Annotated in this window: 21 protein-coding genes; all 21 read right to left on the bottom strand. The window is 45.4% G+C overall.

The genetic code is table 11. The features are described from left to right. Positions 1 to 16: 16 nt before the first annotated feature. The 21 genes from pgsA to pnp all read right to left on the bottom strand — a co-directional run bounded on the left by pgsA (position 17) and on the right by pnp (position 24,825). Positions 17 to 595: a CDP-diacylglycerol--glycerol-3-phosphate 3-phosphatidyltransferase gene (gene pgsA, locus L2D08_RS14085; protein WP_242234488.1), complete on the bottom strand. Its 579-nt coding sequence runs from the start codon at positions 593 to 595 to the stop codon at positions 17 to 19. 24 nt (positions 596 to 619) lie between these two features. Next, positions 620 to 1,504 (bottom strand): helix-turn-helix domain-containing protein, encoded by an 885-nt coding sequence (locus tag L2D08_RS14080; RefSeq protein ID WP_242234487.1) that lies wholly within the window; start codon positions 1,502 to 1,504, stop codon positions 620 to 622. 18 nt (positions 1,505 to 1,522) lie between these two features. Then, the gene (locus L2D08_RS14075; RefSeq protein ID WP_242234486.1) at positions 1,523 to 2,314 is read right to left on the bottom strand and encodes a DUF3388 domain-containing protein; all 792 of its coding nucleotides are present in this window, start codon (positions 2,312 to 2,314) and stop codon (positions 1,523 to 1,525) included. 138 nt (positions 2,315 to 2,452) lie between these two features. After that, positions 2,453 to 2,698 carry a DUF3243 domain-containing protein gene (locus tag L2D08_RS14070; RefSeq protein ID WP_242234485.1) on the bottom strand — a complete coding sequence of 82 codons (246 nt, stop codon included), beginning with the start codon at positions 2,696 to 2,698 and terminating at the stop codon, positions 2,453 to 2,455. A gap of 58 nt (positions 2,699 to 2,756) precedes the next feature. After that, the gene (gene ymfI, locus L2D08_RS14065; protein WP_242234484.1) at positions 2,757 to 3,479 is read right to left on the bottom strand and encodes an elongation factor P 5-aminopentanone reductase; all 723 of its coding nucleotides are present in this window, start codon (positions 3,477 to 3,479) and stop codon (positions 2,757 to 2,759) included. Next, positions 3,480 to 4,775: an EF-P 5-aminopentanol modification-associated protein YfmH gene (yfmH, locus tag L2D08_RS14060; RefSeq protein ID WP_242234483.1), complete on the bottom strand. Its 1,296-nt coding sequence runs from the start codon at positions 4,773 to 4,775 to the stop codon at positions 3,480 to 3,482. Then, positions 4,775 to 6,052 (bottom strand): EF-P 5-aminopentanol modification-associated protein YfmF, encoded by a 1,278-nt coding sequence (gene yfmF / locus L2D08_RS14055; protein ID WP_242234482.1) that lies wholly within the window; start codon positions 6,050 to 6,052, stop codon positions 4,775 to 4,777. The genes yfmH and yfmF overlap by 1 nt, the downstream gene beginning before the upstream one ends. A 284-nt stretch (positions 6,053 to 6,336) precedes the next feature. Further along, positions 6,337 to 7,296 carry an ABC transporter permease gene (locus tag L2D08_RS14050; protein ID WP_242234481.1) on the bottom strand — a complete coding sequence of 320 codons (960 nt, stop codon included), beginning with the start codon at positions 7,294 to 7,296 and terminating at the stop codon, positions 6,337 to 6,339. Beyond that, the gene (locus L2D08_RS14045; protein WP_242234480.1) at positions 7,297 to 8,343 is read right to left on the bottom strand and encodes an ABC transporter permease; all 1,047 of its coding nucleotides are present in this window, start codon (positions 8,341 to 8,343) and stop codon (positions 7,297 to 7,299) included. Beyond that, positions 8,336 to 9,862, bottom strand: coding sequence for an ABC transporter ATP-binding protein (locus L2D08_RS14040; RefSeq protein ID WP_242234479.1), 1,527 nt, complete (start codon positions 9,860 to 9,862; stop codon positions 8,336 to 8,338). The genes L2D08_RS14045 and L2D08_RS14040 overlap by 8 nt, the downstream gene beginning before the upstream one ends. A gap of 159 nt (positions 9,863 to 10,021) precedes the next feature. Next, entirely contained in the window at positions 10,022 to 11,110 is a 1,089-nt protein-coding gene (locus L2D08_RS14035; RefSeq protein WP_242234478.1) for a BMP family lipoprotein, read from the bottom strand. 45 nt (positions 11,111 to 11,155) lie between these two features. After that, entirely contained in the window at positions 11,156 to 11,881 is a 726-nt protein-coding gene (locus tag L2D08_RS14030; protein WP_242234477.1) for a GntR family transcriptional regulator, read from the bottom strand. A gap of 265 nt (positions 11,882 to 12,146) precedes the next feature. After that, positions 12,147 to 14,438, bottom strand: coding sequence for an FtsK/SpoIIIE family DNA translocase (locus L2D08_RS14025; protein WP_242234476.1), 2,292 nt, complete (start codon positions 14,436 to 14,438; stop codon positions 12,147 to 12,149). Positions 14,439 to 14,540: 102 nt separating this feature from the next. Next, on the bottom strand, positions 14,541 to 16,208 hold the full coding sequence (locus L2D08_RS14020; protein ID WP_242234475.1) for a ribonuclease J: 1,668 nt from the start codon (positions 16,206 to 16,208) through the stop codon (positions 14,541 to 14,543). A 143-nt stretch (positions 16,209 to 16,351) separates the two neighbouring features. Then, positions 16,352 to 17,218, bottom strand: a complete 867-nt coding sequence (gene dapA / locus L2D08_RS14015) for a 4-hydroxy-tetrahydrodipicolinate synthase (protein ID WP_242234474.1) — start codon at positions 17,216 to 17,218, stop codon at positions 16,352 to 16,354. 42 nt (positions 17,219 to 17,260) lie between these two features. Further along, a complete protein-coding gene (gene dapG / locus L2D08_RS14010; RefSeq protein WP_242234473.1) occupies positions 17,261 to 18,469 on the bottom strand; it encodes an aspartate kinase in 1,209 nt (402 codons plus the stop codon). A gap of 40 nt (positions 18,470 to 18,509) precedes the next feature. Next, positions 18,510 to 19,562, bottom strand: a complete 1,053-nt coding sequence (gene asd / locus L2D08_RS14005) for an aspartate-semialdehyde dehydrogenase (protein WP_242234472.1) — start codon at positions 19,560 to 19,562, stop codon at positions 18,510 to 18,512. Between the two features lie 173 nt (positions 19,563 to 19,735). Then, positions 19,736 to 20,341 carry a dipicolinate synthase subunit B gene (locus L2D08_RS14000; RefSeq protein ID WP_242234471.1) on the bottom strand — a complete coding sequence of 202 codons (606 nt, stop codon included), beginning with the start codon at positions 20,339 to 20,341 and terminating at the stop codon, positions 19,736 to 19,738. Positions 20,342 to 20,344: 3 nt separating this feature from the next. Further along, positions 20,345 to 21,217 carry a dipicolinate synthase subunit DpsA gene (dpsA, locus tag L2D08_RS13995; RefSeq protein WP_242234470.1) on the bottom strand — a complete coding sequence of 291 codons (873 nt, stop codon included), beginning with the start codon at positions 21,215 to 21,217 and terminating at the stop codon, positions 20,345 to 20,347. Positions 21,218 to 21,324: 107 nt separating this feature from the next. Further along, positions 21,325 to 22,566, bottom strand: a complete 1,242-nt coding sequence (locus tag L2D08_RS13990) for a M16 family metallopeptidase (protein ID WP_242234533.1) — start codon at positions 22,564 to 22,566, stop codon at positions 21,325 to 21,327. 132 nt (positions 22,567 to 22,698) lie between these two features. Next, a complete protein-coding gene (pnp, locus tag L2D08_RS13985; RefSeq protein WP_242234469.1) occupies positions 22,699 to 24,825 on the bottom strand; it encodes a polyribonucleotide nucleotidyltransferase in 2,127 nt (708 codons plus the stop codon). Positions 24,826 to 24,879: the final 54 nt, after the last annotated feature.

The following is a 24,879-nucleotide window of genomic DNA, read 5'->3' as shown; positions in this document are numbered from 1 at the left end:
CAGGGTGCCTCTTTGCTCATTTCGAGTCTTTAAAAACATTTTTGTTTAACTTAAAGTAGTCCCAGCCGGACCAAAGCGTGAAGAACAGGGCCACCCACAGCATAATATCGCCAAATGGAAAGCCTATACTTTCAAATGGCGCATTATGCAGCAGCAAAACGGCAATGGCAACGATCTGCGTCCACGTTTTAATTTTCCCAAGCATATTCGCTGCCACCACTTCGCCCGTTTCCGCCAAAATAAGGCGAAGCCCTGTTACCGCGAATTCACGGCAAATAATGGCGATGACAATCCACGCGGGCGCGAGCTGCAGTTCCACCAGCAAAATAAGCGCTGCTGATACAAGCAGTTTGTCTGCCAAGGGATCGAGAAACTTGCCGAAATTTGTTACCAGGTTGTACTTTCTTGCAATGTAGCCGTCAATCCAATCTGTTGTTGAAGCAATGATGAAAAGAAGAGCTCCGACAAAATGCTCGACCGGCATATTGGTTCCCAAAACCCGTATTGTTCCCCATCCAAAATCAGCCGACATAATTAAGATAAAGAATGGAATCATTAAAATACGTGAAATGGTAATTTTATTAGGTAAATTCAAAACTGTTCCCTCCAGAAACGACCGTTATTGTGCTTTCGGGCGAATGATAATATCCTGCAGCACCTGGCTGTCTGCCGGCAGTTTGTATGCAAGTGCCTGGCCATTCACCGTAATAACGGTATCCGGGGCAAAGCCGACTTTAATCTTCGCTTCTTTTTGACCGGTCATATTATGTGTTTGCGTTTGTCCTTTTGCAAGCATGCCGCTGAAATAGCTTTTGCCGCTTCCATCTGTAATTTCAATCCATGTTTCTCCTTTGGAAGCAACAGCAATTTCTAGCTTGTCCGCTCCAGAAAGCTCATAAACCGTCTGGCGTCCGCTTGTAGATACGGCTGAAAGTGTTTGAGCCGGTGCCGCTGGTTTAGCCGGTGCTGCTTTTTCTTCCTCGGCTGGTTTTTCCTCAGTTGCCGGTGTTTCTTCCACAGCCGGCTTCTCCGTTTGCGGTTCTTCTACCTGTACCTCTTCCTCTACAGCTGGATCACTTTCTGAACCGCTTTTTGGAATAAGCACATAAACGAGTGCGATTGCGCCAATGATAAACGCCCCTACTAAAAGCTTCGGCAGATAATCAAGCCATTTAGAAGATTCACGAACGGGCTTTGATGCATCAACGCGTGTTTTCTGCTCAGACAAAGCGGCGCCGGTTGGACGAAGCGGCACTTCATCTTCGTTAGAAGACGGCACCTCGCTTTTAAATTCTTCAAATAGTTGTTCTGCATTTAAACCGACCGCTTCCGCATATTGCTTAATAAATGCCCGGACATAAAACTTGCCCGGCATAATGTCGTATGTGCCTTCTTCAATACCTTCAAGATACCGTTTTTGAATTTTAGTGGTTTCCTGAACATCTGAAAGTGACATTCCTTTTGCTTCGCGCGCTTCCTTCAATCTTCTCCCTAATTCTGTCACCCATAACACCTTCCAATATTAAAAGTTAAACCCACCGAACTCCGAGTCCTGAAATAGGTTATTTTTTTCGACTGCTTCATATGTAATCTCTTCGTCCGGTTCATTGCGCAGCTCGATAATATAGTCAAAATCGTCGATTGAGTAGTGACTGTTTTCTGCAAATACATCCGGGTGCTCTACCACTTTTACAGCCGGAAGCTGCATCACTTCCCGAATAAGCTGCCAATGCTTTTCACCGGCACGTTTGGCCGAGATCACTCCATCAAGAATAAAGATATTCTTTGGACTGTATTCATCACGAAGCAGTTGTTCACGAACGGTCTGTTTTATCATGGTGGACGACATGAACAGCCATTTTTTGTTCGCACATACACTAGCCGCAACGATAGATTCCGTTTTCCCCACTCTTGGCATACCACGAATACCAATTAATCGATGGCCATCCATTTTGTACAATTCTGCCATAAAATCAACCAGAAGTCCAAGCTCACTTCGTACAAAGCGAAAAGTTTTCCGATCATCCGCATCGCGTTCAATATAACGGCCGTGGCGCACCGCCATTCGATCCCGCAGCTTCGGCTCTCTCAGTTTCACAATCTCAATTGTGTCCATTGTGCGCAAAATAGATTCAAGACGCTTGATTTGGTCTTCACTTTCCGCACGCATTAATAAACCGCGATTTTGATCATCTACACCGTTAATCGTGACAATATTAATCGACAGCATGCCCAGCAGAGAAGAAATATCCCCGAGCAGGCCCGGACGGTTTTTTTTAATTTTGTATTCAAGGTAATATTCTTTTTTTACCATCATATTCCTCCAGCATGGCTTGTATAGTGCAGCCATGGACCCTTTTACTATAATAAAGGATATTATGTATTTTTAAAAGCACAAGTAAAAAGAAAACCCTTTCCAGCTTTAAACAGCTGGAAAGGGTTCGCCTTTGTATTATTTTTGAACGAGTTTCATCATGCATGACGCCAGGACTTTTTGCTCAGATTCATCAGCAACAGACCATAAATCGGCTAACACACGCTCTTGCTCATTTTTTGGTTCTACATTTGCTTGCAAGTAGTCACCGATCTCATATGCCAATTTGTTAACTGCTTCTTCCGGCATACCACGGTGCAGAGCATTATCCATACGGTTACCTAAAAATTTCTTCCAATCCTGCCAGTTGTCAAGTACAGACATGTTGAGCATCCTCCTTTTCAAGTAAGAATCCTCTTTAGTCTGTACCCGGCGCACGAATTTATGCGTACCATCCACCATTTACCGACAGCGTGTGGCCGGTAATGTAACCGGCTTCGCTGGAAGCTAAAAAAGAAGCCGCCGAAGCAATTTCATCAGGAAGAGCAAAACGGCCAAGCGGGATATCTGAAGCGATCTCCTCTTTTTCCTCCTGGGAAAATTCGCTGTTCATCGGTGTATCCACTGCCCCAGGTGCAATCGTATTTACACGAATTCGGGACGGTCCAAGCTCTTTCGATAACGCTTTGGCAAAAGCAATCTGGGCTCCTTTCACAGCCGAATAAACAGATTCACACGAAGCACCCGTTTCACCCCAGACTGACGAAATAAACGTGATGGAAGCCGGCGCTTTCCGAAGCAAAGCCGGCAGCAGCTCTCTCGATAAAATCATCGGCGCTTTTACATGAACAAGCCAGAGCCGTTCCATTTCTTCATCTGAGACATCCTGGAGCAAGCCGTACTGGCTCATGCCGGCGGCAAAAATGAGCGCTTCAGCTGATTGAGATGCTTCTGCCAGGTGCTGGACCTCCTGCCGGTTTGTTAAATCCGCTTGAATCGCCAAAGCTTCCCTGCCCATTTTTTGGATGGTTTGTGCCGCCCCGCGCACTGATTCTTCGTTGCGGCTGTAGTGAAGAATGGTATCCCAGCCTGAAGCGGCCATTTTCAAGGCAATCGCCCGGCCGATGCCGCCTGATGCCCCGGTAATTAACACTGTTTTTTTCATTTATGCCGTCTCTTTTGGCAGTACAAAGCAGGAAGAAAAACGTTCAGCTTTAATCATTTCTTTTGCAAAAGCAGTCACATCCTGAAGAGTCATCTCTTCTAACACCGGTACTGTATCAAATAAATTCAGTTCATTGAACTGATATCGCGTAAATTGGTTGGCAATGTACTCAGGCGAGTTAAACGCGCGAAGTGTAGCGCCGATTTTCTTTTTGCGGGCACGTCCAAACGCTTCCTCCGTTAAATGACCGCCTTCTTTTGCTTCTAACAGCTGTGTTTGAATGCGTTCAGCCAGCGTACTCGGATCATTGGAATCCCCGCCGACAAGCGCGAAGCTGAACCCTCGTTCTGCTGTGTAGTCAAAGCCGAACGTGTCGTCAATCAAGCCAGATTCATACGCTTTTTCATAAAACCCGGCTGTTCTGCCAAACAGCATTTCAAGCAAAAGACTTGCCGCCAGTTCTTCTCGCAGCTTATCCTTGCCTGTGCGGTCCGAGGCCGGCATTTTAAAGCCTACTTCGCATTTTGGCGTATTCACACTCATGCGGATCTCTTTATGCTCAAGACCTGCTTTCTCAGCCTCTTCAGGAAACCGCCGCTCAACTGGAACGGGCTCTGGAAAAGACTTTTTCGATTGGTTTTCTTTCACGAAAGCCATCATCTCACCGGCATCCACCGGTCCAACAATAAACAGCGACATGTTGACTGGATGGTAAAACGTGTTGTAGCACGTGTAAAGGTGGTCTTTGGTAATTTCGGCAATGGATTCGACCGTGCCGGCAATATCAATTTTCACGGGATGGTCTTTATATAAATTTTCAATTAAGCCAAAATATACGCGCCAGTCAGGATTATCATCATACATCCGGATTTCCTGGCCGATGATGCCTTTTTCTTTCTCGACCGTTTGTTCCGTAAAATAAGGATCTTGAACAAAATCAATCAATGTTTCTGTGTTTTCTTTTATGTTGGATGTGGCTGAAAACAAATAAGCCGTCCGCGTAAAAGAAGTAAAGGCATTCGCTGATGCCCCCTGGCTGCTGAATTTTTGAAATACATCGCCGTCTGCTTTTTCAAACATTTTGTGTTCAAGAAAATGGGCAATGCCGTCCGGCACATGAACAAATTCTGTTTCTCCATTTGGGATGAAGTCATTGTCGATTGATCCGTAGTTTGTTGTAAAGGTTACGTACGTTTTATTAAACCCTTTTTTCGGAAGTATATACACATTAAGCCCATTGTCGAGCTGTTCATGATAAACCGTTTCATTCATTTGGTCAAAAACTGTTTTCTCCATCACTCTTCCTCCTTGCCTGACAGAAAGTATACCGTATCAATCGTAATGGTTTGGGCGGCCGCTGCTGCCCGTTCTTTTGTCACAGCATCAATCTCTTCCAGCCATTGATTGATTGGGCGCTTTGTCCCTGATGCGAGGTTATGGTAAAGCACTTCTACCAAACCGCGCGCTGTATCGGCTGATTCCTGCAGCTGGTTTTTCAAGAGTGCCTTTGTTTGATTGATTTCCAGATCGGAAATATGGCCGTTTTTCATTTCTTCCAGTTGTTCTTTCATGATGCGGACTGTTTTTTCATAATTTTTTTGATCAATACCCGCAAGCATTGCCACAAAGCCTTTATGGCTGTCGAGACGGCTTGCCGCGTAATACGCAAGACTTTCTTTTTCACGTACATTCATAAACAATTTCGAGTGGGAAAAAGCACCGAATATGCCGTTTGCAACCTGCATGGCAACAAATTGCGGATCTCCATACGTAATGGTTGTACGGCAGCCGATGTTCAGCTTGCCCTGATTGATATCCTGCTTTTCATGAATTTCGCGCACTTCCTGAGGACCCGTGCCCGGCTCTGTTTGGACAGGTGTTGCAGTCCGGTTTTGAAAAGGAAGATGCGACTCGATTTTGGCAGCGACTTCTTCTGCTTTCACATCACCAATCACGAAAATATCAATGATATCTTCTGCAAGCGCTTTTTGGTAATACGTATACAGTGATGCTGTATCAATCGAACCCACTTTTCCCAATAAGCCGCCGGCTGGCAATGCATACGGATCATCTCCGTACATTTCTTCCACAAGCTTAAGTGAAGCATAACGGGTTTTATCATCATAAATGGACCGGATCCGCTGCTCCAGGCTTCGTTTTTCCTGCTGAACGACTTTGTCCGGGAAAACCCCTTCTTTTAAATGGGGACGAAACAGTACGTCGGCCAAAAGTGTAAGCGCCCGGTCGAACAAACCATTCTCGCCGTGCAGGTATTTTTCATTGGCTGCTTCCATTGTAAAGGTAAGCACGTGCTCGTTTCCTTTTTTTGTGGAATCTGAAAAAAACAATGCACCGTATAGTTCATCCAGCTCTGTACGAAAAGCAGCTGCTGACGGCGCATTTTCGGTGCCGGACTGCAAAACATGCGGCAAAAGTGCACGCATCGTCACGGTCTCTTTTTGGAGAGGCGCCCTCATTTTAATAATAATCGTATTTGTTTTAAATTTTTCCGTTTCAATCGTGTGAATATTATATCCTGGTTTAGCAAATGTCTGTTCACGTGTCGTTTCCATCGAATTCCTCCTCTGCATCCAGATGCTGAATACCTTTTACTAGTATATCTTCACTATCTTCCTATAGGAAATATAATGTCTTAAAGGAAACAAAAACCTTATATATAATGAAGAATTTGGGCAGGATATACCTGTCAACATGTACGAACTTTAAAAACAGTATGAGAAAAAGCAGGCGTTTTTAATCACCTTTTCTCCTTCTGTTTTAAAGAATGATGTAAAAGGTAAACAAAAGGCTATGATCTAAAGCAAAAAAAGAATCCCGCATATAGCGGAACTCTTTTTTATCTGCTGCCTTTAACATAGGGTGTACCCGATGCTTTCGGTGCATCAGCACGTCCGATAAAGCCGGCCAATGCTAAAATGGTCAGCACATATGGAGCAATCAGCAGGTAGACATCCGGAACATCCTGCAAAAACGGAATGTTCGAGCTGACAATACTGAGGCTTTGAGCAAAGCCAAAGAAAATAGCCGCTCCCATCGCGCCAAGCGGATGCCACTTTCCGAAGATCATGGCTGCAAGTGCCATAAAGCCCTGGCCAGTAATGGTAGCATGGCTGAAATCCAGTGAAATAGACTGGGCATACACCGCGCCGCCAAGACCGCCAAGAAGTCCTGAAATAAACACGGCGATATAGCGTGTTTTGGCCACATTTACGCCCATTGTGTCAGCCGCCATCGGATGCTCCCCAACAGAGCGGAGACGCAGGCCAAACGGTGTTTTGTACAGCACAAACCAGGAAATAATGGCGATCGCAAAAGCTAAAATGGTTGGTCTTGCAATATCGCCAAAGAAAATATCTCCAATAATCGGGATATCACTTAAAAAAGGGATATCTTTTTTAATAAAATTCATTTTGATCATGTCTGTCTGGCCTTTGTCATACAGCAGTTTTACAAGAAACAGGGACAGACCGAGTGCGAGGAAGTTAATAGCGACCCCGCTGACAACTTGATCGGCACGGAATGTAATAGACGCCAAACCGTGAAGCAGCGACAGCAATCCTCCGGCAAGCATGGCCGCCAGAAGCGCAACCCAAGGTGTTGCACTGCCAAATGTATCAGCAAATGTTAAGTTAAAAACAATCGCTGTAAATGCGCCAATAATCATCAGCCCCTCAAGGCCGATGTTTACAACGCCGGATTTTTCCGAAAATACGCCGCCAAGTGCTGTGAAAATAAGCGGTGTAGCTGCGAACAAGGACGAAGAAACGATTAACGCAATGATCGTTAACGCATCCATTTATTTCGCCTCCTTCTTTTTAAAGCGGCCTAGGAGCCAGGTAATCATATAGCTTGATGCTACAAAGAAAATAATCAGCGCAATGACAATTTCAACGAGCTCATTCGGCACGCCTGATTCGATTGGCATATTCAATGAACCTACTTTTAATGCACCGAACAAAAGAGCCGCCAGCACAACGCCGATCGCTGTATTTCCTCCCAAAAGTGCAACGGCGATACCGTCAAAACCGATACCGGAAAATCCGGAGTTAATAAACATATTGCCAAATGTGCCAAGCCCCTGCATGGAGCCGCCAATACCAGCAAATGCGCCTGAAATGACCATGGACAAAATAATGTTCCGGTTTACACTCATGCCGGCATATTCAGAGGCGTGCTGGTTGTAACCAACTGCACGCAGCTCATAGCCAAGCGTTGTTTTTTCCAGCATAAACCACATCAAAATGGCAGCCACAACTGCTAAATAAATTCCGTTATGAAGTGATGAAAAATCTGTTATACTTTGCAGAAACTCCGATTGAAGGCTGGCTGTTTCATGCACAGGATCTGTTGCATCCGCTCCGTCGCTGATTACGTCACGGATAAAATAGTTTGTTACGTGAAGCGCTGTGTAGTTCATCATAATGGTTACAATAACTTCATGTACACGCAGGCGCGCTTTTAGGAAGCCGGGAATAAAGCCCCAGGCCGCTCCTGCAGCCGCCCCCGCCAAAATAGCGAGCGGCAGATGAATGAATTTCGGAAGCTCAAATGCCAGACCAACCCACACCGAAGCAAGCCATCCGACAAGAAGCTGTCCTTCTACCCCGATATTAAATAAACCTGTTCGGAAAGCGAAGGCAACGGCAAGGCCTGCAAATACATATGGCGTCATTTGGCGCAATGTTTCACCTGTATAAAACGAATCACCGAATGCCCCGTTCCATAAGGCGGCATACCCCGCTGCTGGATCGTTTCCGCTGACCAGCATAATAATGGCCCCCGCAAGCAGGCCAAACAGAACGGAAATAACCGGAACTGCCAATACAGTCCAATTTTTAGACACGCTCATCCGCTCCCTTCTTTGATCCGGCCATTAGGAGGCCGAGTTCCTGTTCTGTTGTTGTTTTCGGATCCACGTTGGCGACAATCTGCCCTTCATAAATAACCGCGATCCGGTCTGATACATTCATAATTTCATCAAGCTCAAATGAAAGAAGCAAAACCGCTTTTCCACTGTCACGCTGTTCGATAAGACGACGGTGAATAAATTCAATTGCTCCGACGTCAAGTCCGCGTGTCGGCTGGGCGGCAATTAAAAGGTCGGGATTACGATCCACTTCCCGGCCGATAATGGCTTTTTGCTGGTTCCCGCCTGAAAGAGCCCGTGCCAGCGTTGTCTCAGACGGCGTCCGTACGTCAAATTCCTTGATCAGCGTGGCTGCTTTTTTGTATACTTCTTTATAATTCATAATTCCCGTTTTTGAATACGGCTTTTGATAATACGTTTGAAGGACGATGTTCGTGCCAATCGGGTAGTCAAGCACTAAGCCATGCTTGTGCCGATCCTGCGGAATATGCCCAACACCAGCTTCGGTCACCTTCCGCGGCTTAAAGCCTGTAATATCTTTGCCATTCAGCTGAATAGAGCCCTCAGCTGCTTTTCGAAGTCCTGTAATGGCTTCGATCAATTCTGTTTGGCCGTTGCCGTCTACACCACAAATACCGACAATTTCACCGGCCCGCACATCGAGGTTTAAATTGCGCACCGCTGGGACACCGCGCGAATCGTTTACCGAAAGTCCACGTACCTCGAGTACATTATGAGCTGGAGCGGCTTCCGTCTTCTCAGTCGTAAAGGTGACGTCGCGGCCCACCATTAAGCTCGCTAAATGATTCGGATTTGTTTCTGATACGTCTACTGTGCCAATTCCTTTTCCTTTTCGAATGACCGTTACCCGGTCACATACTTCCATAATTTCTTTTAATTTGTGCGTAATGAGAATAATTGATTTTCCTTCTTTAATGAGCGCACGCATAATTCCAATCAATTCTTTGATTTCCTGCGGCGTCAAGACGGCGGTTGGTTCATCAAAAATTAAGATTTCCGCACCGCGGTATAGTGTTTTTAAGATTTCGACACGTTGCTGCATACCCACTGAAATATCTGCAATTTTCGCTGTCGGATCAACCGAAAGGCCATACTGCCCTGACAATTCCCGCACCTTTTGTTCGGCTTTTTTCATATTTACCGTTCCGAATTTTTTCGGCTCATTGCCCAGCACAATATTTTCCGTTACAGTGAACGTGTCCACCAGCATAAAATGCTGATGCACCATGCCAATGCCTAAATCGTTCGCTTTATTCGGATCAGTAATGTGAACGTCCTTTCCATTTACCCGAATTCGTCCTGCTTCTGGCTGATAAAGACCGAAAAGCACATTCATTAAGGTCGATTTTCCCGCTCCATTTTCACCGAGAAGAGCATGAATTTCTCCTTTGGCGAGCTGCAACGTAATATTATCGTTCGCTACGAATCCGTTAAATTCTTTCCGAATGCCAAGCATTTCGATTACATAATCCATCTTTCTCACTCTCCTTTTTAAAACGCTTATAATCCAGTAGGATGTCTGACCTTATGAGCAAAATTTTTTAAAAATCAAGGCAGTATAGTATAGCTTGTCTATACTCCCGTCATCTTTAAAAAGGGATGCCGGCGTTCAGTCCGGCATCCGCTAGACGGATTATTTTCCGCTTGGTTTTGTTGGCACTTTAACTTCACCATTTTTAATTTTATCTGTCCATTCCTGTACGGCAGCTTTTGATTCTTCTGTTAAGTTATCCTGTGTTGGCGCAATGCTTACACCGTTTGCCTCAAGACCATACTCAATCACTTCGCCGCCCGGGAATTCACCGTTTTGGGCTTTTGTTGCCACGTCTTGAACAGCAAGGTCTACACGTTTAACCATAGAAGTCAGCGTTACGTTCATTTCCTTGCCGCCTGCTGTTACTTTTCCTTCTTCTGCCTGGTCGCGGTCAACACCGATGACCCAGATCTCTTTGCTTGGATCTTTTTGTTTTAAGCTTTTTGCTTCTGTAAATACGCCATTTCCTGTACCGCCTGCTGCGTGGTAAATGATATCGGCACCGGAAGAGTACATAGCAGATGCCATTTGCTGGCCTTTATCCGCTTTATCAAATGCACCGGCATATTCAATAACAACGTCCGCGTCTGGATTTACAGCTTTGACACCGGCTTCAAAGCCGCCGGCAAATTTGTCGATCAGTTCACTTTCAACTCCGCCAATGAATCCAACTTTGTCTGTTTTTGTTTGAAGGCCTGCTACTACCCCAACAAGGAATGAACCTTCATTTTCTTTGAATGTAATGCTTGTCACGTTATCTAAACCTTCTACCACATCATCCACAATTGCAAACTGGCTGTTTTTCCGCTGTTTTGCCACTTCTTCAATGGCTGGTTTTAACTTGTAACCAATACCATACGTTAAATCAAAGCCATTTCGAACTGCAGTATTCAAGTTTGTTTTGTAATCGGCATCGCTTTTTGATTGAATGTAATCAAAACCATCCGTGCCCTTTTCAAGATCGTTTTCTTTACCGAATGCCTGAAGCCCTTCCCAGGCAGATTGGTTAAAGGATTTATCGTCAACACCGCCGACATCTGTTACCATCCCAACCGTAAACTTATCGGATTCTCCTCCGCCGTTGCCGCCGCCATTATTATCAGCTTCTTCACCGCCGCCGCATGCACCTAAAATGGTGCCGGCTGCTAAAACCATGGACATTGCAAAACCAAAATTACGTTTTTTCATTCTTTTATGCCCCCTCTAGTAATTTAATTAACGTGGATGCCTGGATTACATACGTCTGCGCAGAACATGAAAACTGAACTTGTCCGCCCGAAAATAATTCACCGAGTATAAAACCGGCACATCATTCTCCGTATAATGAAGCTGCTTTAGGGCAAGCAGTGCGGTTTCAGGCTCACAATCCAGGATCGGTGATACTTTTTCATGCCAGCCATATGGTTCAATGTTGGCTACAGCATGCGAAACAGGATGTGCAGCATGCTCGTCAAACAAGGTAAACAAGGATTCCTGCCCTGCGTCAAACTGCCCTGGAAACAGTACTTTCGGTATTTTATCAATACAATAAACAACCGGTACTCCGTTGGCGGTCCGCACACGCTCAATCACCATTAATTCCGCATCCGGCTCACATGCCAGCCTGCGAGCATCCTCCTCAGTTGCCTGCATCACTGCAGACGAGAGAAAAATAGTACTCGGTTCCATGCCAGCATTTACAATCATATCCGTCACGCTGATCAACTGCTCAATGCCGGATGTGAATAATGGCTTGGAATGAACAAATGTGCCTACTCCATGGCGCCGGATAATCACATTTTCCTCCTCGAGTATGCGCAGCGCTTCCCGAAGAGTGGCTCTGCTGACGCCAAGCTGTTTGGCCAGCTCAAATTCTGAAGGAAGCTTTTCTTTTTCTTTGTAGATCCCTTCTTCAATATCTTTTTTCAGCCGGTCAATTACCTGAAGGTATAAATGCCGGTTGTCCTGTTTAATGGACACGGAATCGTCACCACCTTTTCTTTTCATTCGCACGAGACATCAGACCTCTGAGGTTTAACATTTACGCTAATTTCATTTAACATATCATTTTTTTTGATAATTGAAAAGATACTATTTAATAGTGAAAAGAGAGAATTTCTTAAACATTCTCCCATTCGTATTATTATACAAGCAAAATAATAACCCCAAAGAAATCGCTTGCAAAAACATGCATACACTAGTAAAAAAGTTTTTAAAAAAAAGAACAGCCCTTCGGCTGTTCTTTTTACATATGCTCTTCAGACGGCTTTGGAACGAGCACCGTTCTCGGTTTGCTTCCTTCGTACGGACCAATAACGCCTCTCATTTCCATTTCGTCAATTAAACGTGCTGCCCGGCTATAGCCGATGCGAAAGCGGCGCTGCAGCATAGACACCGACGCAGTCTGCATTTCAGCAATCAGCTGCACCGCGTCATCATACAGCTCATCCTCCGACTGGCCGGCTGTTTCTGGCACATCCTCTGGAATCATTTCTTCCTGATATTGCGCTTTTTGCTGGGCAATTACAAAATCCACTATATCTTCTACCTCTTCATCTGACAAAAAGGCACCTTGAACCCGAATCGGCTTTACCGCTCCAGACGGGTAAAAAAGCATATCCCCGCGTCCGAGAAGTTTTTCGGCACCGCCCATATCTAAAATGGTGCGGGAATCGGTTGCCGATGAAACTGAGAAAGCGATGCGCGAGGGGATATTCGCTTTAATAACGCCGGTAATAACATCTACAGATGGACGTTGGGTGGCAATAATTAAATGAATGCCGGCTGCCCGGGCCATTTGTGCAAGCCTTGTAATCGAATCTTCTACGTCGCTTGAGGCAACCATCATTAAGTCAGCCAGCTCGTCCACAATCACAACAATGTACGGCAAATGAGGCTGCTTCTCGCCCGTTTCGTTATTGTGCTTGGTCACATGCCCATTATAGCCTTCGATATTTCGCGTGCCTGTGTGTGAAAACAAATCGTACCGGCGTTCCATTTCCCCTACTACTTTTTTTAATGCCTGTGATGCTTTTTTTGCGTCTGTTACAACAGGGGCGAGCAAATGCGGAATGCCATTGTACACATTAAGCTCCACCATTTTCGGATCAATCATCATCATCTTCACTTCGTGCGGCTTAGCACGCATTAAAATACTAGTGATAATGCCGTTAATGCAGACACTTTTTCCGCTTCCCGTTGCCCCGGCAACAAGCAAATGCGGCATTTTATTCAGTTCAGCTGCAATGGCTTCACCGGTAATATCACGCCCGAGTGCAGCCAAAAGTTTTGAATCCTTTTTTTCATGCTGCTTTGCTTCAATCACTTCACGAAAGCTGACCATCGCCACTTCAGCATTCGGCACTTCAATTCCTATAGCGGATTTGCCCGGAATTGGCGCTTCCATCCGAATATCTTTTGCTGCAAGCGCCAGCGCCAAATCATCCGTCAAGCCGACAATTTTGCTTACCTTTACGCCGGTATCCGGCTGTACTTCATATTTAGTGACAGCCGGACCAAGATGGATCTGAGTCACTTTCGCTTTAACACCAAAGCTTTGAAAGGTTTTTTCGAGTTTTTGAGCATTTTTTTGAATATGTTTTTTTTCATTGCTTTGATCTGCCTGCTGCGGTTTTTGGAGAAGAGAAGCCGGCGGCAGCTTGTAGTCTTTGTTTTCTGATTCTGTAAACGATAGAACCGCTGGCTCCGCTTCCTGCGGTGCGGCCGGTTCATGTTTCTTCTGCAACGCAACCGGTTCTTCTGTGTAGGCTTTTTCAGCAAAGCTTGAAATAAGCGGTGCGGCCTCCGACATAACAGGCTCTTCTTTGCTTTCTACTTCAGGCAGCGCTTCTTTTGCCGATGCTCTCGGCTTGTCCTTCTCAGCCTGCTCCTGCTCCTTCCATTCTCTTCGCTCCGCCCACTGTTCCCTCGCTTGATGCCAGGAATCGTTCAGCTTTTCGCCCGCAAGAGCGGCGCCATGTACCAATTTTTCAACAAGCGGCTTTCCGCCTACTAACACAATCCCTGCGAAAAACAAAGTCAGTCCAAAAATCCATGTGCCTGGCTGGCCAAATAAAAAGAAAAAAAGATGAAATAAGGCTCCGCCAATCATTCCGCCACCGATATCCATCGTTCCGACACCTGAAACGCTTTGTTTGTATAAATACCACGTTTCAGCTGTGTAATTCACACCTTCTGCCGGATTTTCAAACAGGCGAATATGCAGAAATACAAGCAGACTGGCAACCACCAGCAGGCTGCCCGTGATTTTACGTTCCCAAACCGGCGGCCGTTTTCGCCTTACAATCATATAAAGTGCCATACCGCATAGACCGATCAATCCGAACGCATACAGCGTGCCAAAGAAAAAAGCGGCCGCTCCTTTGATAATAGCTCCAGCGACTCCAGTGCCAAGCAGCCCCACAGCGCAAAGAACAAAGATAAGAGCGCCGGCTCCCTGGATCTTCAATGATTCTATTTGCTTTTTTTCTTTATTGGTCCGGCGCCGGACCGGTTTTTTTCGTTTTTTTTGTGCCATGTCGTCACCCTACTTTTCATGATCTTTAAACAGTTGAAAGCAGCCGGTTTCGGCTGCTTTCACATTATATCATATGATCGACACATGAGAACGTATGAGCGTTTATACTTCCATGATAATCGGCAGGATCATTGGACGCCGCTTTGTTTTTTCATGTAAGAATGAGTTTAATTGATCACGAATATCCTGCTTAATACCAGACCATTCAAATGTTTCACCCGCAAGATTTTTCTCAACAATACCTGTCACAAGCTTTACGGAATCATCGATCAGCTTTTCTGACTCGCGCACATACACAAAACCGCGTGAGATAATTTCCGGTCCGGCAACAATTCTTTTTTGTTTTTTGCTTAGCGTAATTACAACCGTGAAAATGCCATCCTGTGACAGTAGCTTTCGGTCACGCAGAACGATATTGCCTACATCTCCCACACCAATTCCGTCAATCAGAACATTGCCGGCGGTTACACGGCCGGCCGGCCGCATTTTTCCATTTTTAAATTCAATGACATCGCCTTTTTCCGGAATGTACGTATTCTCTTCCGGCACACCAGTCGTAAGTGCCAGGTTTTTGTGTGCTTTAAGCATACGGTATTCCCCTTGAATCGGAATGAAATACGTCGGCTTCATTAAATTAAGCATAAACTTTAAGTCTTCCTGAGACCCGTGTCCGGAAACGTGCACACGGCGGCTGCCTGTTAACACATTTGCGCCGGCACGGTAAAGAAGGTTGACTGTTTTGGCCATCAGCAGCTCTAAGCCTGGAGATGGAGATGCAGTAATCAGCACCGTATCGCCTTCTTTGATTTTCACATGACGGTTTGTACCCTTCGCCATTTTCTGAAGCGCCTCAATTGGCTCACCTTGTACGCCTGTTGCGAGGATCACCACTTCATGATCAGCATGCTTGCTGATTTCATTTAAGCTGATTAAAATATCATCTTCGACCTGCAAATAGCCAAGCCGGATGGCAATATCATTTACACGCTGAATGCTTTTTCCGCTCACTGCTACCTTGCGGCCATTTTCATAAGCGGCATCAAATACCTGCTGCATACGAATTAAGTTAGACGCAAAAAGTGAAACGATAATCCGGCCTTCAGCTGAATGAAACGCATCTGAAAGCTGAGAGGCAATGACTGCCTCAGAAGTTGTATGACCCGGACGTTCAGCTTCTGTAGAGTCAGAAAGCAAAGCGAAAACACCATTTTTGCCAAGCGCCGCCATTTTGCCGATATCCGGTGCGTAGTGGCCCTTTGCACTTTGGTCAAATTTAAATTCACCTGTGTGTACGATGGCGCCTTCAGATGTGTGGATGGCGACACCGACAGAATCCGGAATACTGTGTGTTGTCCGGAAAAAAGTCACATCCGCATGATCAAAACGCAATTTCGATTCGGAATGAACCGTGTAAAATTTAACGTCTTCTTTTACATTCTCTTCACGCAGGCGCATCTTGGCAAGCGCCAGAGTTAATTTGGTTCCATATACAGGTGCCTGTACTTTTTTTAGTACATAGCCGAGCGAGCCGATCGCATCTTCATGACCGTGCGTCAGGAAAATACCTTTCACTCGCTCCTTGTTTTCTTCCAGGTATGTAATGTCCGGAATGACAATATCGATTCCAAGCATTTCATTCTCAGGAAACATAAGGCCGGTGTCGATCACAAAAATATCCTGATCCACTTCTACGACTGTCATATTTTTCCCGACTTCCCCGACTCCGCCCAGCGGGATAATCTTAATTAATTCATTTGTTCTCTTGCTCACATTATTTCCTCCTAAACATTTAAAAGACCCGATCCAAACATTACGTCTATTATAAGCGATGAAGAAAATGAAAGCCAATACTATCTGCCGGGAAATAAGAAAAGCCGGTTTTTGCAGAAGTTCTGCAAAAACCGGCTTTATTTTTAAAGTAGTGTCGACAGGGTTGTTCGCTCCTCTTCTGTTAAAGGAAGAAGCGGCAGACGAACACCGCCCACATCGAGACCTTTCATTTGAAGAGCCGTTTTGACCGGCACTGGATTTGGGGCCGCAAACAATCCGCGGAAAAGCGGAAGAAGGTTTTGATGAATGGAAGCTGCTGTTTGAACATCTCCACTTAAATAAGCATTCACCATTTGCTTCATTTCTTTTCCAGCCACGTGAGATGCGACAGAAATGATCCCTGTGCCTCCTACCGAAAGAACCGGCAGTGTCAGCCCGTCATCACCGCTGTATACAAGAAAATCGTCTCCAGTGTTTGCAACGATTTCTGTGATGATATCCAGGCTGCCGCTCGCTTCTTTTGTTGACATGATGTTTGATACTTCATTGGCAAGACGGATCGTTGTTTTTGGCTCAATTAAAACAGAAGAACGGCCCGGAATGTTATAGATCATAACGGGAAGATGAGTAGATTCCGCTACTGTTTTAAAGTGCTGGAACAACCCTTCCTGGTTCGGTTTATTATAATAAGGAGCCACGAGCATAATGGCGTCAACGCCTTCTGCCTCCGCTTTTTTCGTTAATTCAATGGACGCTTTTGTATTGTTGCTTCCCGTACCGGCAACGACCGGAATACGGCCATTGACCACTTTAACGGTATGACGGAAAAGCGCCACTTTTTCCTCAGTTGTAAGTGTTGGTGATTCACCGGTTGTTCCCGCTACGACAAGCGAATCGGTTCCGGTTCCGATTAAATGTTCAATCAGCTGTGTGGTTTTTTCGAAATCAATGTTCCCTTTTGAGTCAAACGGCGTCACCATTGCCGTCGACAACCGGCCGAAAGAAATCATGTGCAATCGCCTCCTAATTCCGGCTTCCTCAATCAATTCAGCCTATTCATTTATTTGTTCAAGTAAAAATGCATCATGCAGCGCATTAACAGCAGCCGGCATCTGGTCTTCTTTCACTAACACCCAGATCGTCGTATGACTGTCCGCGGACTGCATAATAGAGATACCTTTTGAAGCAAGCGCTGAAACAATTTTCGATGTAACCCCGGGCACGCCTGTCATGCCAGCGCCAACAACTGACACTTTCGCACAATCAGGGTCGAGAAGAGGGTTATATCCGTTTTCTTCCAAACGCTGCTTTGCTTTTGGCGCATCCGCGTCTACAACCGTGTACGTGACACGATCCTCAGAGATGTTGATAAAATCAACACTGATGCCTTCTGATGCCATCAATGCAAAAATCTCCGCCTGCTCTGTCGTTTGTATCCGAATGCGCGTGATGCCTGTTACGTGGGCAACCCCCGTCACAAGCCGGTCACGTGTATCAGAGCCGCGGTTTTCATCCGGAGAAGAAGTAACAAGGGTACCCGTTTCCTCCGAATACGTAGACCGTATACGAAGCGGCACCTTCGCCTGCATGGCAATTTCCACAGCACGCGGATGAATGACTTTCGCACCTTGATAAGCCATATTGCATACTTCTGTATAAGTTACAACAGACAATGGCCGAGCATTTTTGGCAATTCTCGGATCAGCTGTCATAATTCCGTTTACATCTGTAAAAATGTCGATAAAATCGGCCTGCAAGGCTGCACCGAGCGCTGCTGCAGACGTATCGCTGCCGCCGCGTCCAAGAGTTGTAATTTCACCTGTGCTTGTCGCACCTTGAAATCCTGCTACGACAACGACGTCGCATGCTTCAAATTCTTTCAGCAGCCTTGACGGCTCGATTTTGACAATTTTCGCATCCGTATGGTTATGATCCGTTAAAAAGCCGGCTTGAGCGCCCGTGAGCGCAACAGACGACAGCCCGTTTTCTTTCAGCATCGCTGAAAAAACAAGACTGGAAATAAGTTCTCCGGTTGACATGAGCAGGTCTGTTTCCCGCTTTGTCAACACCCCTGTCCCGCTTCCTGCAAGCGAAAGAAGCGTATCCGTCGCATACGGATCGCCTTTTCGCCCCATCGCAGAAACTACGACAACTACCTTATATCCTTCACGGACCGCGCGCTGTACATGACTAAGAGCGCTCAGCCGCGACTGTTCATCACGGACAGATGTCCCGCCAAACTTTTGAATGATGATGTTCACATTTTACACCTGGCTTTCTCAATTAGGAGTGGCAGCCGGCTTATTTTTCTGTTACAAGGCCCATTTCAATTAACGTCTCAGCAATCTGAACAGAATTCCAAGCTGCTCCCTTTAACAGATTATCAGAAACAACCCACATATGGAAACCGTTATCTGTATCAAGATCTTTACGAATCCGCCCAACAAAAGTATCATTTTTGCCTACGCAATCTGCCGGCATTGGGTAAAGCTGTTCAGAAGGATTATCCTGCAGCACAACACCTGGAGCGTCTTTTAGCAAAGCCTGGATATCCGCTGCGCTCAAGCCGCCTTTTTCTGTTTCAAAATAAAGAGATTCTGAGTGGCCCGTTGCAATTGGCAGGCGGACACACGTTGCGGCAACCGGCAGGTCTTCCATATGCATAATTTTCTTTGTTTCATTAATCATTTTCATTTCTTCATATGTGAAGCCGTTATCTTGGAATTTATCAATTTGCGGAATAGCGTTGAATGCAATTTGATAATGTTTTTTGTCGCTGCCGACTGGTAAGATCTTCGGCTCAAACGATTCATTGTTTACGATCGCTTTTGTCTGGCTGTAAAGCTCTTCCACTGCTTTTGTTCCCGCACCAGAAACAGCCTGGTACGTAGAAACGATTACTTTTTTCAAGCCTGCTGCCTGGCGAATCGGCTCAAGAGCTACAAGCATTTGAATCGTTGAGCAGTTCGGGTTGGCAATGATGCCATTATGATTACGCAAATCTTCTTTGTTGACTTCCGGCACGACAAGCGGCACATCCGGATGCATACGGAAAGCACTTGTATTATCGATCACGATCGCACCGCGTTTTGCCGCTTCTGGAGCCAATGCTTCTGATACGCTGCCTCCGGCGGAAAACAGGGCGATATCGATTCCTTCAAAGCTCTCTGGCTTTGCTTCTTGAACTGTTACTTCTTCGCCTCTAAAAGAAACGGTTTTTCCCGCTGAACGGGCGGATGAAAGAAGCGTCAATGTCTTAATCGGGAAATTGCGCTCTTCCAATGTTTTTAGCATTTGCTGTCCGACCGCTCCCGTCGCTCCAACGACGGCTACGTGAAAACCTGTGTTACTCATTCAAATCTTCCCCTTCCAGTAATAAAAGTTCATCTTTTTGTATAAAGATACATTGTCGAATTATCAGGAATGTTGAAAAAAGTATCTTGATACCGATAATAGCACTATTTTAACACATTAAAGGACGTTGGAAAGAAGAAAATCAATGGGAAATAAAAAAAGCGGTGATTTCTTTAAACGGTTGAAGACGGATATTCTTTCAGCAGCGGCTGAATTTGTTTATGGGAAAGGGCTTGTGAAACCGTTGCGGGAATCAAATCCATAAACGCCACTAAAGAATTTGGTTTTTTAATAGGATCGTCCTGGCCAAAAGGAACAAAATAAATATTTTTCATATTTAGGAGCTTCACAATATTTTGGCTGTTTAACCCAAGCGCATCGTTTGTTGAGACAGCGAGCACCACGGGGCTTCCATTTCGCAGTGTAGCCTTGGCAGCCATTAAGACGGGAGAGTCTGTAGCAGCGTTGGCAAATTTACTGATGGAGTTTCCGGTCATAGGAGCGATTACCATGCAATCCACTGGATTTTTTGGTCCCAGCGGTTCAGCATCTTGAATGGTTGTAATCGCTTTTTGGCCTGCTACCTCCTCTACTTTCTTCAGCCACTCTCCTGCCGAACCGAACCGGCTTGCTTCTTTTTGCACTGTATTCGTTGCCACCGGCACTACCTCGGCTCCCAGTTCTTTTAACTTTGCCACGACCGGCACTATTTCTTCAAATGTACAATGTGATCCTGTGATCCCGAACCCAATCCGACGCCCTTTTAACGATAGGTCCACTTCTTACAATCCCCTTTCTTCTTTCCATTCTTTTACAGCATCCCATAAAACATGAGCCAGTATTTCCCCAGCTGTTTTCGGTGCTACTTTGCCTGGCAGGCCTAGAGCATGAATGGCTTCTATTCCTGCTTTTTGGGCAGCTTCAAAATCCGTTCCCCCCGGTTCAGAGGCGAGATCAATCACTAAAGAGCCCGGGTTCATTTGCTCTAATATTTCTTTTGTTAAAACCATATCCGGCACTGTATTGATCACAATGTCGGCTCGTTTAATTTCTTCTTTTATGCTTTCCATATAAAAAGGATACAGACTCATTTCTTTTGCTCTAGCAAATTTCCCTGTTTCCCGGACTGCTGCCGTTACATGAGCACCGGCCTGATGGAACAGCCTTGCCGTTGTAATACCGACGCGGCCAAGCCCGATCACCATCACATTGGCCCCGTGAATGGTATGGTCCGTTTTTTGCATGGCGATCATCAGGGTTCCTTCGGCTGTCGGAATAGAGTTAAGCACCGCTGCGTCTTCCCGGTCGAAAATATACAGAATGTCACGGTCTACTATGCTTTTTAAAGCTGGTGTTTCAATGCCGCTTACGATAATGCAATTGGGTGACAGAGACTCGGCAATTTCTTTTGTCATGAAAAGCGGTTTTGATGAAAACGGGGCATCCACTACCCCTCCTTTTTTCACGCCCGAAACCGGCAATATAAACAAGTCCATTAGCTGATAGGACACGTCTTCCGGTTTCAGAACCTTTGCGCCCGAGAGTTCCTTCTTTGCCTGATCAAATCCAGCCATGTACACATGGATGCCGCGTTCCATTAACAGGCGGCCCATCTCAATCTGTCTGGCATCTCCGCCATAAATCAATGCTTTCACCTAAATCTCCTCCAATTGCGGCGTATTCTTTTTATTGTATGAACCGCCATTTTTCCCTGTGCGTTCTGTTTTGTTCCAAAAAAAAAGAATCCACTCTTTGAGCGGATTCAAATTTGGGCTGTTTTCGGCCATTTGCCATCCGGGCTGATCAGCGCAGCTGAGAATGGTTTATTAAACAATTCTGCTGCAAGTGCGTCCACCCGGTCTTTTGTTACGTTATCAATTAGTGAGACGACTTCATCAAGCGTACGGTGGCGCTTAAGAAGCAGCTCGTTTTTTCCATTACGGCTCATGCGGCTGTTTGTGCTCTCCAGGCTAAGCATTAAGCTGCCTTTAAGCTGTTCCTTACTGTTTTGAAGCTCTTTTGATGTAATCCCTTCCTTTTTAACAAGGTCGATGGACTTCATAATGGTCGCATATAATTCTTCCAGCTGTTCGGCTCCTGTTCCACCATAAAAGGTGATCAGACCCGTATCTTTATAAGAAGAATGGTATGAGTACACGGAATACGCAAGACCCCGTTCTTCACGAACTTCCTGGAAAAGGCGGCTAGACATGCTTCCACCGATAATATTATTGAGTACGATTAAATTGTAAATGTCTTTGTCTCCGATTGGGACACCTTCATATCCAAAGCATAAATGCGCTTGCTCTGTTTCTTTAGAGCGTGCTTTTTTCTCATGGTAAAAGTGGGAAACAGCCTCCATGGCCGGCGCTTTGCCGCCTTCGTACTCTCCAAAAAGAGCTTCTGCTTTTTTCACGAGCTCTTCTGTAATATTACCTGCGATCGAAATGACTACCCGATCCGGTGTATACATGTTGTACATGTATTCTTTGAGCGTGTCACGTGTGAAAGTAGCCAATGTTTCTTCTGTCCCCAAAATCGGTAGGCCAAGCGGATGGTCACCGTAAGCGGCGCTGCTAAGCAAATCATGAACAATGTCGTCCGGCGCGTCTTCATACATTTTAATTTCCTCTAAAATAACATTGCGCTCTTTTTCAAGCTCTTCTGTATCAAATTTAGAATGGAAAAACATATCTGCCAGCACATTTAAAGCGTGCTCTGCATGATTATCAAGCACCTTTGCATAGTAGCACGTGTATTCTTTTGACGTAAAAGCATTTACTTGACCGCCGATGCTGTCAAAGCTCTCTGCTATTTCTTTTGCACTTAATGTATCTGTTCCTTTAAAGAACATATGTTCAAGAAAATGGGACACACCGTTTAGTTCTGGTGACTCGTCACGGGATCCTGTTGCAATCCATATGCCAATTGCAGCGGACCGAACCGTGGTCATTTCTTCTGTTACGATGGTCACGCCATTCTTGCATGTAAATCGTTTTATCAACGTAATCATATCCCCCTAGTTTCTGTTCATCTTGTTGACCACATCACAATATCAATGAATAACATTATCATACTTCGCTTCCAAAAGCTATAAAAAAAGCAGAGACTTCATACGAAGTCCCTGCTTTTAAGGTTACTGCTGCTGTTTAGCTGCTTCTTCTTTTTCACGCTGTTCTTTTAAAACAGCTTTTCTAGACACATTTACGCGTCCTTGATTATCAATGGCAATTACTTTTACAAGGATTTCATCGCCTATTTTCAATACATCTTCTACCTTGCCAACCCGCTCTTCAGCAAGCTCGGAAATGTGCACAAGACCGTCTTTGCCTTTGAACAGCTCAACAAAAGCGCCGAATTTTTCAATTCGCTTTACTTTCCCCATGTAAAGCTCGCCGACTTGTACTTCACGTACAATGTCTTCGATAATTTTCTTCGCCCGTTCATTGTCTTCCTGGTTTACCGATGAAATAAAGACGGTTCCGTCTTGTTCAATATCGATTTTTACACCAGTTTCTTCAATAATTTTATTGATTTGTTTGCCGCTCGGCCCAATAACATCACGGATTTTATCCGGATTGATGGTCATGGTCATAATTTTCGGCGCGTAAGCCGACAATTCTTTGCGCGGCGTATCGATTACAGACAGCATATGCTCTAAAATATGCATTCTGCCTTCTTTTGCCTGCTGAAGCGCTTCTTCTAAAATCTCACGGCTTAATCCGTCAATTTTAATATCCATTTGAAGAGCAGTCACGCCTTTTGCTGTACCTGCTACTTTAAAGTCCATATCACCAAGGTGGTCTTCCATGCCTTGAATATCAGACAACACTGTATAATGCTCACCAGACTTAACAAGACCCATTGCAATACCAGCTACAGGCGCTTTAATTGGTACACCTGCATCCATCATTGCCATTGTGCTTGCACAAATACTCGCTTGAGATGAAGACCCGTTCGATTCAAGCACCTCCGATACAAGGCGAATCGTATACGGGAAATCTTTTTCATCAGGGATAATCGGATAAAGAGCACGCTCTCCAAGAGCACCATGCCCAATTTCCCGGCGGCCCGGTGCACGAAGCGGACGTGTTTCCCCTACGCTGAACGAAGGAAAATTGTAATGGTGCATAAACCGTTTTGATTCTTCCGTTCCAAGGCCGTCCAAAATTTGCACATCACCTAAAGCACCAAGCGTAGCTACACTCAGTACCTGTGTTTGTCCACGGGTAAACATAGCGGATCCGTGTGTACGTGGAAGTAATGTGGTTTCGGAAGAAAGCGGACGAATTTCGTCGATCTTCCGGCCGTCCGGACGAATTTTTTCAACGGTAATCAAACGTCGCACTTCTTCTTTAACGAGTTTTTCAAGAATAGCGGAGGCTTCAGCCAGCACTTGTTCTTCTTCGCCTTCCGAAAGAAGCGCTTCTTTCACAGCATTTTTCACTTCTGTGATCGCTTCCTCGCGCGCATGCTTTTCAGGCGTTTGAATTGCCTGCTTCATATCCGCTTCGCACATTGCACGAATTTTGGCTTCCAGCACTTTGTCGTTTTCATAAAGAACAACTTCACGCTTTTCTTTTCCGCATGCAGCGACAATTTCTTCCTGGAAAGCGATTAAGCGCTTGATTTCTTCGTGGCCAAACATAATCGCTTCAAGCATCACTTCTTCCGGTACTTCGTCTGCTCCCGCTTCAACCATGTTGATTGCTTCTTTAGTGCCAGCGACCGACAAATCAATATCACTTTTTTCCTGTTGCTCTACTGTCGGGTTGATCACGAAAGAACCGTCTACACGGCCGACGTTTACCCCGGCAATTGGACCTTCGAATGGAATGTCTGATACTGACAGCGCCAGTGAGGAACCGAACATCGCAGCCATTTCAGGTGAGCAGTCCTGGTCTACACTCATGACCATGCTGATCACTTGAACTTCGTTACGGAATCCATCGGCAAAAAGCGGACGAATTGGACGGTCAATTAACCGGCTTGCCAGTGTCGCTTTTTCACTCGGACGGCCTTCTCTTTTAATAAATCCGCCTGGAATTTTACCTGCGGCATAAAGACGCTCTTCGTAGTTTACTGTTAACGGAAAGAAATCCACTGCTTTCGCTTCTTTAGAAGCTGTTGCAGTACTAAGTACGACCGTATCGCCGTAGCGAATTAGCGCTGAACCATTGGCCTGCTTCGCGATTTGTCCTATTTCAACCGTTAATTCGCGTCCTGCCCAGTCGATGGAAAATGTTCTTTTTCCCTGCTCCATTTGGTTGCACCTCTCTTTATTTAAAAAAACGTTTTTTTCCTAACAAAAAAGCGG

It is taken from the genome of Domibacillus sp. PGB-M46, from assembly GCF_022668875.1.
In the GTDB taxonomy this organism is placed as follows: Bacteria; Bacillota; Bacilli; order Bacillales; family Domibacillaceae; genus Domibacillus.
This window is presented reverse-complemented; position numbering and strand designations above follow the sequence as displayed.